Source organism: Shimia aestuarii (assembly GCF_900114635.1).
Classification (GTDB): domain Bacteria; phylum Pseudomonadota; class Alphaproteobacteria; order Rhodobacterales; family Rhodobacteraceae; genus Shimia; species Shimia aestuarii.
Map to the genome: position 1 here is coordinate 25,225 of NZ_FOTQ01000006.1, position 15,071 is coordinate 40,295.

Here is a 15,071-nt window from a genome sequence, read left to right on the forward strand (position 1 = left end):
TTTTCCTTTTCCGGCCGCAGCGTCTAGTGGTGCTTGCGCTCGGCCTTGAGACCGCGCCAGATTGACCAGCACATCAGCAACAGGACCAGCGTGAAGGGCAGGCCGGTTGAAATCACCATGGCCTGAAGCGAGGCAAGGCCGCCCCCGATCAGGAGGGCAATGGCGACGGCACCTTCGAAGATGCACCAGAACACGCGCTGGGGCACCGGGGCGTCGACCTTGCCACCGGCGGTGATCGTGTCGATCACCAGCGAGCCGGAGTCCGAGGACGTCACGAAGAAGACCACGACAAGGATGATACCGATGAAGCTGGTGATGCCTGCGAGGGGCAGTTCGGCCAGCATCTCGAACAGTTTCAGCTCGAGAGGCGCGTCCTTGACTGCCGTGACACCGTCATTGATGAACTGGGTGATCGCGGTGCCGCCAAATACAGACATCCAGAGCACGCAGACAAAGGTCGGGATCAGCAGTACGCAGATGATGAATTCACGCACGGTGCGACCACGGCTGACACGGGCGATGAACATGCCGACAAAGGGAGACCACGAAATCCACCACGCCCAGTAGAAGGCGGTCCAGCCCTGGCTGTAATTGGCGTCTTCGCGGCCGAACGGGATCGACAGCGGCACGAGGTTGGCAAAGTAGGATACGATGCTGTCCCAGAAGAGCGCGAGAAGGGCTGCGGTGGGTCCGACGATCAGCACGAAGATCAGGAGCAGGAAGGCCAGCCCCATGTTGATCTCGGACAGAACCTTGACCCCGCCATCCAGTCCACGCACCACCGACACCAACGCGATGGCGGTGATCCCGGTGATCAACAACACTTCGGATGTAGTGCCAACCGGCAGACCGAACAGGAGATTGAGCCCGGCATTGGCCTGCGTCGCGCCGTAGCCAAGGGAAGTGGCCAGGCCAAACAGCGTAGCAAACACCGCCAGAATATCGATGATATGCCCGGTCCAACCCCAGACCCGTTCACCGAAGATCGGATAGAAGGCCGAGCGGATCGTCAGCGGCAAGCCCTTGTTATAGGTGAAGAGCGCCAGTGCAAGGGCGACAACCGCGTACATGCCCCAGGGGTGCAAGCCCCAGTGGTAGATGGTCGCTGCCATGCCGAGCGAGACCGACGCGGCCTGATCGCCTGCAGCAGCGCCAAGCGGCGCCCAGTCGGTGCGCACGCCGCCTTCTTCGGAGATACCGCCGAGCGAGGTGGAAAAATGGCTCATCGGTTCGGATACGCCATAGAACATCAGGCCGATGCCCATACCGGCGGCAAAGAGCATCGCGAACCACCCCGGATAACTGTAATCCGGCGTTGCTTCTGCCCCGCCAAGGCGGATCTTGCCATAGGGGCTGATGATCAGGAACAGGCAGAAAATGACAAAGATGTTGCCCGCGCCAAGGAAGAACCAGTCAAAATTGCTGGTCAGCCATGGGCGCAGCGCGCCAAAAATGGATTCCGCCTGTTCCGGCAAGGCCAGCGCGTAAAACACGAAGGCGACGATGGAGAGCCCGGAAATCAGGAAGACCGGGTTGTGAATGTCGAGTCCGAACGGACCCACCTGGGTTTCGATATTGTCCTGACCAATCTCGTATTGGGTATCGATCAGTTCCGACGCCCCTTCCGGGTTCGGTATCCCCTGATCGTTGCTGGTATCGGCCATGGTTGGCCTCCTCTCATAGGGTATGGATGAATGGAAATGTCTGTTTCCGCCGGGGCGCGATCAGCGCACCACGAGCACCGAGACCTTGGCGTGCCCGGCAATTGTGCCGCCATTCGAAGGCCAGATGTAATCGGTGAGGTTGGGAATATGGCTTGCCATGACCACAAGGTCCGCTCCGGTATCCGAGACCGCCTTGAGCAGGGTTGGATCCAGATCAATGGTCGGATCGTGGCTGGTGACGGCGTGCGCGCCGGTGGCAATGCCACGTGCGGCCCCTTCTTCCTTTGCAAACGCGTCGAGTTTCGCTGCGAACTCCTCTGGCGTGTGGGCCACCGATCCGGGCGTGTTCGCCGTCACGGCAACATAGGTCACGCGCGAACCATAAAGCTTGGCAATATCCGCGGCACATTTGAGCGCCCTGTCCAGTCGCCCGACATGGGCAAGATCGACAGGGACCATGATGTGTTCAAACACAATTTCTCCCCTTTTTTTCTGGCGCGTGGCGCAATGGGGCGGAAGCCGGCACAGGGGCGGGTCAGTCCCGATGCGCGCGCGCGGTTCACTTGCATCGGCCTTTTGGTGGGCCAATGGAGCCAGCCTAGCGACGAAAATGCCTAAGAAACGGGCAGACCCGGCCAATCGGTGCCAAAATGCGACGTGTGGGGGACGGATTTGGTAAGGGAACAGCCGCGCACAGGAGGGGGCGCCGGTGAATGCCTTGACCAGTGGACGTGCAATCTCGGGAGTATGCGGGGGATTCCACGCGCGTTTGCGGCGCGGATGATACTACTTGACGATGTCCTTGAGGGTGTTTTTGACAAGCCGGGGAACAAAGATGTGTTCGCGGTCCTTGAGGTACGTCTTGGAAAGCAGATCAAAGACATCGCGCGACAGGATCACCGGGAGGTACTGATCGCGCGCGCGAGAAACGATCTGGTGCTCGGTTTCGAAGTCCGAGATGTCATAGCCCACGGTAAGCGTGCCATCGCGGGTCGGCGTGTATCCCAATAGCGAAAGCCGATGGTAGAAGCTGGCACTGTATTTTTCGACGCCCTGAGCCGATGCCCTGAAGTGGATTTGGCGTCCGTCGGCAATCTCGATGATCCGCAGAAGGACGATGTCGGTCGGATCGGCAATGATGACGTCGTCGTATTCCCGCCCGATGCTGCGCAGGCTGACGTCATCATTGAAATCGCTGAGCTCGCCTTCTCGGCTGGCGGTCATGAAACAGCTGGATTGTTCCTGATCCCCGACTATGACGATGCGCTTGGGTGCATATCCAAGTTCCTGTTCGTAAGAACGGATACGGCGGACAGCGATTTCGACGCGATGTGGTGGCATGTCGTAATCTTGGGGGCCCGGTAGGAACAATTGATCGTCCTTGACCGGGAACAGAACATATTCGCCAGCCTCGGAGGTGTTGATCTGGTCGAGCACTCGCTCAAATCCCGCATCGCCCTCGGCGGGGGCGAACTTGCCCCAGAGCGGCGTATAGGCGGGGCGCACGGATGAAAGCGTCAAGCCAATCATCGGATCGTCGAGGGTCAGGCTTTTGCCGACCTGATCTCCATCTCCGACAAACAGCAACGAAAACCCCGGTGGGAAGGAATACCGGGCGGTTCCGGCGTCGATCTGGCTGCGCAGCTTTTCCTGTGCGCCTCCGACATGGTCCTTCCAGTTGTTCTTGTTGATGCGGCGCCAGAGTTGCCGCAGGCCAACCACGCCAAAAGAGTAGATGATGATATTGGGCACATGATACATCAGGTGCTGTTTCTTGACCGGCTTGCCGATCAACCCCCAGACATAATCAAGAGCCTTGGCCAGCCGCTCTGGCAAAAGAAAGAAACCCGGCAGAACCTCGATCAGCCATTCGCCAACCTCGGGAAAAATGACGAGGACTGACGCGAAGAAGAGCGATATCCAAGCCGCAACCCGCAGCATGAACTTGCCGAATGTCGATGTTTCCGGAAAGCTGTGATCGAGAAACGATGTGACCTGATCTGCGGCGATACGGTCGCCGTTGCGGACCTGTCCGGCAAGCTTGATGAGGGTTTTCTTGGTAAGGGGAGCTTCCATGGCGATTGGTTCGTTCCGGGTCATATCTGCGGAGGCAAGGCTGGTAAAAAAGTTTCAAAAACCGTAATTCTCGCGGCCCGTGACTATGAACCGGGTTCGGGCCAGCTTTGGTAATGTTGGCGGGGATCGGCCGCAAGTGCAAGGGCTGGGTTGACCCGCGGGGCAGGGGATGTAGAAGGCCCCGGACCCGATGCCCATTACGTCATGGGAAGTTTGTCGCCCGCACCCTCTTGACGTATTGGGAAAAACCCCATATCGACCCCCATCCCTTCGGGGAATCGTTTTTGCGGACAGGATTCGTCTGTCTGCAGACCACCTCGTAAATGCTGGACCTGCCGGCGGTTCTCGCCAGGGTCAAGTGTTGTGAAAAAAGGTTCCGGGGCTACGGAACCGCAACGAAAAGGAAAGTGACACGTGGCACGTATTGCCGGCGTAAACATCCCGACCCACAAACGGGTCCCGATCGCCCTGACTTATATCACTGGTATTGGCCCCGCATCGGCCAAAGAAATCTGCGCCTCGGTGAACATCGACGAAACCCGTCGTGTGAACGAGCTGAGCGACGCGGAAGTTCTGGCCATCCGTGAGCACATCGACGCCACCTACACCGTTGAAGGTGACCTGCGTCGTGAAGTGCAGATGAACATCAAGCGTCTGATGGACCTTGGCTGCTACCGCGGCCTGCGTCATCGCCGCAACCTGCCTGTCCGCGGTCAGCGCACGCACACCAACGCGCGCACCCGTAAAGGCCCCGCCAAGCCGATCGCCGGCAAGAAGAAGTAAGGAGGGTTTAGGACAATGGCACGCGATAAGACTCGTATGAAGAAAAAAGAACGCAAGAACATTGCTTCGGGCGTTGCGCATGTGAACTCGTCATTCAACAACACCAAGATCCTGATCTCGGACGTGCAGGGCAACGCGATCTCGTGGTCGTCGGCCGGCACCATGGGCTTCAAAGGTTCGCGGAAATCGACCCCCTACGCCGCTCAGATGGCTGCAGAAGATGCAGGCAAGAAGGCACAGGATCACGGCGTCAAAACGCTGGAAGTCGAAGTTCAGGGCCCCGGTTCGGGTCGTGAATCGGCTCTGCGCGCACTGGCTGCAATCGGCTTCAACATCACCTCGATCCGTGATGTGACCCCGATCGCACACAACGGCTGCCGCCCGCCGAAGCGCCGCCGCGTATAAGCACATATTTTTCTTTCTGGGGCCGCGTGTTTTTCACGGCCCCAGTTTGTCGTTTGAAACCTCGGGCGTCTGGCTCTTTTTGGACATGGGAGACAGGCAGGAATGGAGGGACGCATGATCCACAAGAATTGGGCAGAACTGATCAAGCCGACCCAGCTTGAAGTCAAGCCGGGCAACGATCCCGCGCGTCAGGCTACCGTCGTGGCCGAGCCGCTGGAACGTGGCTTTGGTCTGACCCTTGGCAACGCGCTGCGTCGCGTTCTGATGTCGAGCCTGCAGGGCGCGGCGATCACCAGCGTTCAGATCGACAACGTGCTGCACGAGTTTTCCTCTGTGGCCGGTGTACGTGAAGACGTGACCGACGTGATTCTGAACCTCAAGGGCGTGAGCCTGCGCATGGAAGTCGAAGGCCCCAAGCGCCTGTCGATCAATGCAAAGGGTCCGGGAGAAGTCACCGCTGGCGACATCAGCGACAGCGCAGGTATCGAGGTTCTCAACAAGGACCACGTGATCTGTCACTTGGATGACGGCGCCGATCTTTACATGGAACTGACCGTCAACACCGGTAAGGGCTATGTGTCGGCCGACAAGAACAAGCCGGAAGACGCCCCGATCGGTCTGATCCCGATCGACGCGATCTATTCGCCGGTCAAGAAGGTCTCCTATGACGTTCAGCCGACCCGTGAAGGCCAGGTTCTGGACTATGACAAGCTGACCATGAAGATCGAAACCGATGGCTCGATCACGCCGGAAGACGCCGTGGCGTTTGCCGCACGCATCCTGCAGGACCAGCTGTCGATCTTCGTGAACTTCGACGAGCCGGAAGCGGCTGGTCGCCAGGAAGAAGACGATGGTCTCGAGTTCAACCCGCTGCTGCTGAAGAAAGTGGACGAGCTGGAACTGTCGGTGCGTTCGGCCAACTGCCTGAAGAACGACAACATCGTTTACATCGGTGATCTGATCCAGAAGACCGAAGCCGAGATGCTGCGCACGCCGAACTTCGGCCGCAAGTCTCTGAACGAGATCAAGGAAGTGCTTTCGGGCATGGGGCTGCACCTTGGCATGGATGTCGAGGACTGGCCGCCGGACAATATCGAAGACCTCGCCAAGAAATTCGAGGATTCGTTCTAAGGATCGGTTAGGTGCGTGCGAGCACGCACCCTACCACCACGCCGTAGGGTGCGTGATGTCACGCACTGTTGGTTAAATGCCCGGGAGAGCCGGGGAAAGCATGGGCAAATCCGCCCCAAGGAGAGCGGCTGACACGCATCGGCCGCCAGACAAAGCAAAACCGCCCGTAGAGGGCAACAATTGGAGTAAGACACATGCGTCACGCACGAGGCTATCGCCGACTGAACCGTACCCACGAGCACCGCAAGGCGCTCTTTGCAAACATGGCCGGCTCGCTGATCGAACATGAACAGATCAAGACGACCCTTCCCAAGGCAAAAGAACTGCGTCCGATCATTGAAAAGATGATCACGCTTGCCAAGCGCGGCGACCTGCACGCCCGCCGTCAGGCACGTGCCCGCCTGAAAGAAGATCAGTACGTCACCAAACTGTTCGACATCCTTGGCCCGCGCTATGCCGACCGCCAGGGTGGTTATGTCCGCATCATGAAGGCCGGCTTCCGCTATGGTGACATGGCACCGATGGCAATCATCGAATTCGTGGACCGCGATGTGGACGCCAAAGGCGCCGCAGACAAGGCCCGCGTCGCGGCCGAAGAAGCGGCCGCTGACGAAGAATAAGTTCTCTCGGGAGTTTCCCGTTTGACTGGCCCCCGCCTGCGTCGCAGGTGGGGGTTTTCTTTTGCTTGCGAGGCCGAACAGGGTGGTGGGGTGGCTTGTAAATCTTTGACGCGCTTTGCATATCTCTTGGCAAAGGCCGAGAGGAGAGATCATGTTCCGAATTGCCGTGACCGCATTGGCCATTTCGCTGGCCGGGATTGCCGGGGCCGAAACCAAGGTGCCCCAGAACCAGACAGAGATTGCCCTTGGATTTGCGCCGCTTGTAAAAGAGGCCGCGCCCGCCGTGGTCAATATCTATGCCAAGCGCGTGGTCAACGTGCGCAACAGCCCGTTTGGCGGCGATCCCTTCTTTGAAAACCTGTTCCGGGATTTTGGAAATGCCCGCCCGCAGGTGCAGAACTCGCTGGGGTCTGGCGTGATACTGAGCGATGACGGAATTGTGGTGTCGAACTATCACGTGGTCGGCATGTCGACCGATATTCGCGTGCACCTGAAGGATCGGCGCGAGTTCACGGCCAGGGTTCTTTTGGCTGACGAAGAGGCCGATCTTGCGATCCTGCAACTGGAAGACGCGCGCGATATGCCGTTTCTGAACCTTCGCGACAGCGATACGGTTGAGGTCGGCGAACTGGTTCTGGCCATTGGCAACCCTTTCGGGGTCGGTCAGACCGTGACCAGCGGGATTGTTTCAGGGTTGGCGCGTTCCGGCGTGGCCACGGGCAATGCGCGCGGGTACTTTCTGCAGACCGACGCGCCGATCAACCCGGGGAACTCCGGCGGTGCGCTGATCGACATCAACGGCGACCTGATTGGGATCAATACGTCGATCCTGACCCGCTCGGGTGGTTCGAACGGGATCGGCTTTGCGATTCCCGCGCGGCTTGTGGCGCAGTTTGTCGAACAGGCGCGCGCCGGGTTCACAACGTTTCAGCGTCCGTGGGCCGGGATGTTTGGACAGCCCGTGGATGCGGACATGGCACAGGGGCTTGGGCTTGAGCGGCCGGGCGGGATCGTCGTGTCCGACCTGCACCCGGAAAGTCCGTTCCACAAGGCAGGTATTACCCCCGGAGACGTGATTTTGGAGGTGGACGGCCAGCCGGTGAACACGCCTTCGGAGATGATCTTCCGCATGTCGGTGGCCGGTTTGGGAGAAGAGGCGGATATCCTGATGGTGCGTGACGGCGACGAAGATCACCGCAAAGTTCAGCTTGATGTGGCACCCGAGACCCCGGCGCGCGAAACCGTGACGACGGGGCGGCGCTCGGCTGTGCCGGGGCTGGTCCTGTCGAATATCAATCCGGCGGTATTGGGCCAGTTTGGTTTACCGCTGAGCATTGAAGGTGTTGTTGTGGAGCAGCCCGGCGAGATCGGGACACGGATGGGGCTGGCGCCGGGGGATGTGCTGCGTGCGATAGATGGTACCGAGATTGCGACCACCCGCGATGCGGATCAGGCTTTGCGCGCGGCGAAGAAGCGGCTTACGCTGGATGTGCAGCGTGGCACGCAGCGCGTTGTGATGCGTTTCAGACTGTAGGGCAGATGGCTGATCTTTTTGACATGACACCCGAACCTGCGGAGGGCGGAAAGGAAGCGCCCCGCCCGCTGGCGGATCGATTGCGGCCCCGCGCCTTGTCCGAGGTGATCGGGCAGGATCAGGTGTTGGGGCCGGAAGCGCCCCTGGGCGTGATGCTGGCGTCGGGGTCTTTGTCGTCACTGGTATTCTGGGGGCCGCCGGGCGTGGGTAAAACCACGATCGCACGGCTTCTGGCGGATGAAACGGACCTGCATTTTGTGCAGATCAGCGCGATTTTTACCGGCGTGCCGGAGCTGCGCAAAGTCTTCGAAGCGGCCAAGCTGCGGCGGGCCAATGGCAAGGGTACCTTGTTGTTCGTGGACGAAATTCACCGGTTCAACAAGGCCCAGCAGGACGGGTTTCTGCCGTATATGGAAGACGGCACGATTCTTTTGGTGGGGGCGACAACAGAGAACCCGTCTTTTGAGTTGAATGCCGCCTTGCTCAGCCGGGCGCAGGTGCTGGTGCTGGAGCGGTTGAGCCTTGCCGATCTTGAACGTCTGGCGCAGCGCGCGGAAGGGGAACTGGGGCGCGGATTGCCCCTGGACGGCCCGGCGCGCGAGGCGCTGTTGGAGATGGCCGATAGTGACGGGCGTGCGCTGTTGAACCTGATCGAGCAGGTGATGGCGTGGAAAGTGACCGGCAAGCTGGATACGGACGCGCTCTCGACCCGGCTGATGCGGCGGGCGGCCAAGTATGACAAGTCGGGAGATGAGCACTACAACCTGATTTCCGCCCTGCACAAATCGGTGCGCGGATCGGACCCGGATGCGGCGCTTTATTGGTTTGCCCGAATGCTTGAAGGTGGGGAAGACCCGCGGTTTCTGGCGCGGCGGCTGACCCGGATGGCGGTGGAAGATATCGCGCTCGCCGACCCGCAGGCGCAGTCGATCTGTCTTGGCGCGTGGGAAGCCTATGAGCGGCTGGGTTCGCCCGAAGGGGAGCTGGCATTGGCACAGGCGGTGATCTACCTCGCGCTCGCCCCCAAGACCAATGCAGGCTATGCGGCGTACAAGGCGGCACGAGCGTTGGCAAAGAAAACCGGATCGGAGATGCCGCCCAAGCATATCCTGAATGCGCCGACCTCGCTGATGTCGGAGCAGGGTTATGGCGCCGGGTATCAGTATGACCACGACGCCAAGGACGGGTTTTCGGGGCAGAACTACTTTCCGGAGGGGGTGAAGCGGCCGGTGCTCTATTCCCCGGTCGAGCGTGGGTTTGAGCGTGAGTTGAAGCGGCGGCTGGATTATTTCACCAAGTTGCGGTTGCAGCGGGATGTTTAATGGGGGCGCTGCCCCCGTCGCAGCGCGGCTGCGACTCCCCCGGGGTATTTCTGGAAAAAGAAAGTCAGGGGTGCTGCGCTTGACATCCGGCGTGGCGCGCGCGATGGACCGGGCATGGTGACATCTTTGGCATATGTGGCGCTGGGCGGCGCGATGGGCGCGAGCCTGCGATACCTTGTAGGACTGGGCGTCGTGCGTCTTGTCGGGCACGGGTTTCCAATGGCGATCATCACTGTGAACATCCTCGGGTCGTTCCTGATGGGAATGTTCGTGGTCGCTGCTGCATATCGCGGTTTGACGCATTTGTCGCCGCTGGTGATGACCGGGTTGCTTGGGGGCTTCACGACGTTCTCGGCGTTTTCGCTTGAGGCGGTGAACCTGTTTGAGCGGGGGCAGGTTGGGGCCGCGGTAAGCTATGTGCTGATCTCGGTTTTGGGATCGATTGGCGCGCTGGTCCTTGGAGTCATTGTCGCGCGAGGAGTATTTGCATGAACCGTGTACAGACAATCATCGTCGGTCCGGGTGATACGGATCAACGGCTGGACCGCTGGTTCCGGCGGATGTTTCCGCATGTTGGGCAAGGGCGGATCGAGAAGATGTGCCGCAAGGGGGAAATCCGCGTCGATGGCGCGCGGGCCAAGGCCTCGACGCGGCTGAGCACCGGGCAACAGGTGCGCATTCCGCCGCTGCCGGAACCCGGGGAGCGGCCCGAACCGGGCAAGATGCGGATCTCGGACAAGGACGCGCGGATGATCCGCGACTGCGTGATCTATCGCGATGACCACATCATTGCGCTCAACAAGCCGCCAGGTTTGCCCACGCAAGGTGGCAGCAAACAGACCAAGCATGTGGACGGATTGGCCGAGGCGCTGACATTTGGTTACGAGGAAAAACCCCGGCTTGTGCATCGGCTCGACAAGGACACGTCCGGTGTTCTGTTGCTTGCGCGGACTCGGCCGATGGCGGCGGCGCTGACAGCGGCGATCCGGCATCGGGAGACACGCAAGATCTATTGGGCGGTGGTGGCCGGGGTGCCAACACCGTATCTCGGCGAAATCAAGTATGGGCTGGTCAAGGCGCCGGGCCATGGCAAGCGCGGTGAGGGCGAAAAGATGCATTGCGTGCATCCACGCGATGTAGAGTCCACGTCCGGTGCCAAACGTGCGATCACGCAATATGCCACGCTCTACCGGGTGGCGAGCCGCGCGGCATGGGTGGCGATGGAACCGATCACCGGGCGCACACACCAGCTTCGCGCCCACATGGCCGAGATCGGGCATCCGATCATCGGGGATGGCAAGTATGGCGGTTCCGGGCAGGAAAACCTTGGCGATGGTTGGGGCGCGCATCTAGGTGGGATCATCAGCAACAAGCTTCATCTGCACGCGCGCACAATGCGCTTTGAGCATCCGGTGACCAAGAAGCTGATCACGGTGGAGGCGCCGTTGCCCGAGCACATGGAGCATACGTTCGAGACCTTTCAGTGGACACCGGACCTCGCTGCGGATGATCCGTTCGAGGCGCTGCAATGAGCGATTTGCGCCTTGTCGTCTTCGACGTGGACGGGACGCTCGTGGACAGCCAGGCCGATATTCTGGGGGCCATGATGTCGGCTTTCGAGGCTGTCGAAATCGCCGTACCGGAGCGTGAAGACGTGCTGGGTATCGTCGGGTTGTCCCTGCCGGAGGCGATGGAGCGTCTGGCGCCGGACGCACCTGCGCGCATGCGGGAGAAAATGGTTGAGGCCTACAAGTCGAGCTATATGCAGCGGCGTCGGGATGCGGGGACGCAAGTGTCGTCGCCCTTGTATCCGGGGGCGGCGGCTGCACTCGCACGTTTGCGGGCCGTGGACGAGGTTCTGTTGGGGGTGGCCACCGGCAAATCCCGGCGGGGTCTCGATAAGCTGATCGAAGGGCATGGTCTGCAAGGGATTTTCGTGACCGAGCAGGTGGCCGACCATCATCCCTCGAAACCGCATCCAGCGATGCTGCATGCGGCGATGCGGGAAACGGGTGTCGCTGCAGACGCGTCGGTGATGATCGGCGATACGAGTTTTGACATGGAAATGGCACGGGCTGCGGGGATGCGGGCCATCGGGGTCAGCTGGGGCTATCACGACCGCAAGGCCTTGCAGGCGGCGGACGTGGTGATCGACCGGTTTGACGACCTGGACCGGGCCTTGGAACAGATTTGGGAATGACGGAATGAGCGGCTGGGCAAAAAAGCGATTCTGGAAGGAAGCATCGGTAGGCGCCGAGGAAGACGGGTATTCGGTGCAACTTGACGGGCGGGCGCTCAAGACGCCGGCCAAGGCAAGCCTGATTGTCCCGACCGAGGACATGGCGCAGGGTATTGCCGCGGAATGGGACGCGCAGGAAGGGGAAATCGATCCGACGACCATGCCGGTCACACGGTCGGCGAATGCCGCAATTGACAAGGTCGCGATCCAGCACGCCGAGGTCGCGGACATGTTGGCTGAGTACGGGGGCAGTGATCTGCTTTGTTACCGTGCCACTGCGCCGGAAGAACTGATCGCCCGGCAGGCAGAGGCCTGGGACCCGCTGTTACGCTGGGCGTCCGAGTCTCTGGGGGCCGACCTGAGGGTTGTCGCAGGGGTGGTCCACGAAGCCCAGGACCCGGCGAGCCTTGGGCGGTTGCGCGAACGGGTTCATGGGTTCAACAATTTCGAACTGGCCGCCTTTCACGATCTGGTCAGCCTTTCGGGTTCGCTCGTAATCGGCTTTGCAGCGACTCGGAATGAGCGGCCAATCGAAGAGCTTTGGCGGCTCTCCAGAATCGATGAAACCTGGCAGGAAGACCAATGGGGCGTCGACGAAGAAGCCGCTGCGCAGGCCAAAACCAAAGAACTGGCATTCCTGCACGCCCATCGCTTTTTCAATATGTCGCAAAAATAAACTGAATTGTCTGATACTTGCGTGGCGGATTGTTTGGCGCAAGCAATGATTGAATTCGTTGATGGAGCCCTTGACGTTTCGCGATGAATGCGCCCAAACTGTGACAGTGGGGTGTAGGGGCTTGTGTCCCGTTGCCTCCTATACGGCTATCCAAGGCCGACAATCCGCCCGAAAACGGGTGGAACATCAGGAAGAGGTAAAAATGAAAAAATCCGTAATTTTTGGTGCGCTGACCGTAGCGGGCCTGGCTGCTGGTGCTGCGGCCGCTGGAACGCTTGACGATGTAAAAGCGCGCGGCAAGCTGAACTGCGGTGTGACCACCGGTCTGGTCGGCTTTGCTGCACCGGACGCGAATGGCGAGTGGGGCGGCTTTGACGTCGGTGTTTGCCGCGCGGTTGCTGCTGCTGTTCTGGGGGATCCCAAAGCTGTTGAGTTCGTGCCGACCACCGGTAAGACCCGTTTCACCGCGCTGGCGTCGGGCGAGATCGACATGCTGGCCCGCAACACCACCTGGACCTTCTCGCGTGACGTGGACCTGAAGTTCACCTTCGTGGGCGTGAACTATTATGACGGTCAGGGCTTCATGGTTCCCAAGGAGCTGGGTGTGTCCTCGGCCAAGGAACTGGACGGCGCAACCGTTTGTATCCAGACCGGCACCACAACCGAGCTGAACCTGGCGGACTTCTTCCGCTCGAACAACATCAGCTATGAGCCGGTTCCGATCGAAACCAATGCAGAAGCACAGCAGCAGTACCTTGCCGGTGCCTGTGACGTGTACACCACCGACGCTTCGGGCCTCGCGGCAACTCGCGCGACCTTTGAAGATCCGTCGGCGCATGTCCTGCTGCCCGAGATCATTTCGAAAGAGCCGCTGGGCCCGCTGGTCCGTCACGGCGACGACAACTGGGGTGACGTTGTGCGCTGGACGCTCAACGCTCTGATCACTGCAGAAGAACTGGGCGTGAGCTCGGCAAATATCGGCGAAATGTCCGCCGGCACCAACAACCCCGAAGTGAACCGTCTTCTGGGCAGCGAAGGCAACTTGGGCGAAATGCTCGGTCTGTCGGCTGACTGGGCCAAGAACGCCATCATGGCGAGCGGCAACTATGGCGAACTGTTCGAGAAGAACATCGGTGAAAACACTCCGATCGGTCTGGCCCGTGGCCTGAACGCTCAGTGGACCGATGGCGGCCTGATCTACTCGCCGCCCTTCCGGTAAGATCCAATCAATGAAGGGCGCGAAGGAAACTTCGCGCCCTTGTCACATAAGGTGACACAACAAACCAAAATTCGGCCACGGCACAACGTTGTCAAAGAATACTCAATCGGCCGAGTAACGGGGAAGTATCCAAATGACCACTTTGACCGACCCTCCCAAGGCGTCGTTCCGGCTGTCTATGCTCATATACGACACCCGGTATCGTTCCTTGACGATCCAGGCTGTCGCGATGCTGGGCTTCATGTTGCTGGCGGCCTGGCTGCTCAACAACACGCTGACCAACCTTGCCACGCTGGGCAAACCCATCGACCTCGGCTTTCTGGGCGAACCTGCGAGCTATGACATCAACCAGCGCCTGCTGGATTATAATAGTCGCGACACGCATCTGCGTGCCTCCTTCATCGGATTGATCAACACGCTTGTCGTCGCTGTCCTGGGCTGTATCACGGCCACGATCGTCGGCGTTTTGGTAGGTGTCCTGCGCCTTTCCAAGAACTGGCTGGTTGCCAGGATCATGACCGTCTACGTGGAAATGTTCCGCAACGTGCCGGTGCTGCTCTGGATCGTGCTGGCGATGGCCATCCTGATCGAAAGCCTGCCCGCGCCGCGCGCATTCAGGGGGGACAACCCGGAAGCCACAATGAAGGTTTTCGACAGCGTGGCGATCACCAATCGCGGGGTTTACGTCCCCGAGCCGCTGTTTTCCAACAGCCTTGGCAGTATCCACCTGTTCGGTGACTCGTCGCTGCGTTTCGACGTTTCCCTGGATCTCATGGCTATTCTGGTCGTTCTGATTGCCAGCATCTTTGCCGTGCGCAAGGTTACGTCCCGCGCCGCCCACATTCAGGAGACGACAGGGGTCCGGCCCAAGACGTGGCACGTCAACCTTGCCATCCTGTTCGTGCCGATGATCGCGCTTTTGGCGGTGTTGGGCTTTCATCTGGGCTATCCGGAGTTGAAGGGTTTCAACTTCACGGGCGGTACCCATATGCGCAACTCGCTCATTGCACTCTGGCTGGCGCTGTCGCTCTATACGGCGGCCTTCATTGCCGAGATCGTGCGGGGTGGTATCCTTGCCATCAGCCATGGTCAGACCGAGGCGGCAAACGCGTTGGGCCTGCGTCCGGGCAAGACGATGCGCCTCGTGATCCTGCCGCAGGCGCTGCGGGTGATCATTCCGCCGATGATCTCAAACTATCTGAACCTCACCAAGAACTCGTCGCTGGCGATCGCGGTGGGCTACATGGATATCACGGGTACGCTGGGCGGCATCACCATGAACCAGACAGGCCGCGAGCTTGAATGCGTTCTGATGCTGATGGGCTGTTACCTTCTCATTAGCTTGAGCATCTCGATGGTGATGAACTGGTACAACGCACGCGTCGCATTGGTGGAGAGATAA

Annotated in this window: 15 protein-coding genes; 12 read left to right on the top strand and 3 right to left on the bottom strand. The window is 60.0% G+C overall.

Annotated elements, in window-relative coordinates:
- Positions 1-23: 23 nt before the first annotated feature.
- The 3 genes from BMZ35_RS14110 to BMZ35_RS14120 all read right to left on the bottom strand — a co-directional run bounded on the left by BMZ35_RS14110 (position 24) and on the right by BMZ35_RS14120 (position 3,764).
- Positions 24-1,664, bottom strand: a complete 1,641-nt coding sequence (locus BMZ35_RS14110) for a BCCT family transporter (protein WP_093094514.1) — start codon at positions 1,662-1,664, stop codon at positions 24-26.
- Between the two features lie 60 nt (positions 1,665-1,724).
- Complete coding sequence (locus tag BMZ35_RS14115; RefSeq protein ID WP_093094515.1) at positions 1,725-2,138, bottom strand: universal stress protein; 414 nt, start codon at positions 2,136-2,138, stop codon at positions 1,725-1,727.
- Positions 2,139-2,450: 312 nt separating this feature from the next.
- Positions 2,451-3,764: a hypothetical protein gene (locus BMZ35_RS14120; protein ID WP_093094516.1), complete on the bottom strand. Its 1,314-nt coding sequence runs from the start codon at positions 3,762-3,764 to the stop codon at positions 2,451-2,453.
- Positions 3,765-4,154: 390 nt separating this feature from the next.
- On the opposite strand from BMZ35_RS14120, the gene rpsM reads away from it, so the two are divergent.
- The 12 genes from rpsM to BMZ35_RS14180 all read left to right on the top strand — a co-directional run bounded on the left by rpsM (position 4,155) and on the right by BMZ35_RS14180 (position 15,071).
- Positions 4,155-4,523 carry a 30S ribosomal protein S13 gene (rpsM, locus tag BMZ35_RS14125; protein WP_093094517.1) on the top strand — a complete coding sequence of 123 codons (369 nt, stop codon included), beginning with the start codon at positions 4,155-4,157 and terminating at the stop codon, positions 4,521-4,523.
- Positions 4,524-4,538: 15 nt separating this feature from the next.
- A complete protein-coding gene (rpsK, locus tag BMZ35_RS14130) occupies positions 4,539-4,928 on the top strand; it encodes a 30S ribosomal protein S11 (RefSeq protein WP_093094518.1) in 390 nt (129 codons plus the stop codon).
- 114 nt (positions 4,929-5,042) lie between these two features.
- Positions 5,043-6,059 carry a DNA-directed RNA polymerase subunit alpha gene (locus BMZ35_RS14135; protein WP_093094703.1) on the top strand — a complete coding sequence of 339 codons (1,017 nt, stop codon included), beginning with the start codon at positions 5,043-5,045 and terminating at the stop codon, positions 6,057-6,059.
- Between the two features lie 194 nt (positions 6,060-6,253).
- Positions 6,254-6,679, top strand: coding sequence for a 50S ribosomal protein L17 (rplQ, locus tag BMZ35_RS14140; RefSeq protein WP_093094519.1), 426 nt, complete (start codon positions 6,254-6,256; stop codon positions 6,677-6,679).
- A 151-nt stretch (positions 6,680-6,830) separates the two neighbouring features.
- Complete coding sequence (locus BMZ35_RS14145; RefSeq protein WP_093094520.1) at positions 6,831-8,213, top strand: trypsin-like peptidase domain-containing protein; 1,383 nt, start codon at positions 6,831-6,833, stop codon at positions 8,211-8,213.
- Positions 8,214-8,218: 5 nt separating this feature from the next.
- Positions 8,219-9,535 (top strand): replication-associated recombination protein A, encoded by a 1,317-nt coding sequence (locus tag BMZ35_RS14150; RefSeq protein WP_093094521.1) that lies wholly within the window; start codon positions 8,219-8,221, stop codon positions 9,533-9,535.
- Positions 9,536-9,649: 114 nt separating this feature from the next.
- Positions 9,650-10,027, top strand: a complete 378-nt coding sequence (gene crcB, locus BMZ35_RS14155) for a fluoride efflux transporter CrcB (RefSeq protein ID WP_093094522.1) — start codon at positions 9,650-9,652, stop codon at positions 10,025-10,027.
- Positions 10,024-11,067 (top strand): RluA family pseudouridine synthase, encoded by a 1,044-nt coding sequence (locus BMZ35_RS14160; protein ID WP_093094523.1) that lies wholly within the window; start codon positions 10,024-10,026, stop codon positions 11,065-11,067. The genes crcB and BMZ35_RS14160 overlap by 4 nt, the downstream gene beginning before the upstream one ends.
- Positions 11,064-11,735, top strand: a complete 672-nt coding sequence (locus BMZ35_RS14165; RefSeq protein ID WP_093094524.1) for an HAD-IA family hydrolase — start codon at positions 11,064-11,066, stop codon at positions 11,733-11,735. The genes BMZ35_RS14160 and BMZ35_RS14165 overlap by 4 nt, the downstream gene beginning before the upstream one ends.
- Before the next feature lie 4 nt (positions 11,736-11,739).
- Entirely contained in the window at positions 11,740-12,450 is a 711-nt protein-coding gene (locus BMZ35_RS14170) for an ATP12 family chaperone protein (protein WP_093094525.1), read from the top strand.
- Positions 12,451-12,652: 202 nt separating this feature from the next.
- Positions 12,653-13,669 carry an amino acid ABC transporter substrate-binding protein gene (locus BMZ35_RS14175; RefSeq protein ID WP_093094526.1) on the top strand — a complete coding sequence of 339 codons (1,017 nt, stop codon included), beginning with the start codon at positions 12,653-12,655 and terminating at the stop codon, positions 13,667-13,669.
- Between the two features lie 133 nt (positions 13,670-13,802).
- The gene (locus tag BMZ35_RS14180; RefSeq protein ID WP_093094527.1) at positions 13,803-15,071 is read left to right on the top strand and encodes an amino acid ABC transporter permease; all 1,269 of its coding nucleotides are present in this window, start codon (positions 13,803-13,805) and stop codon (positions 15,069-15,071) included.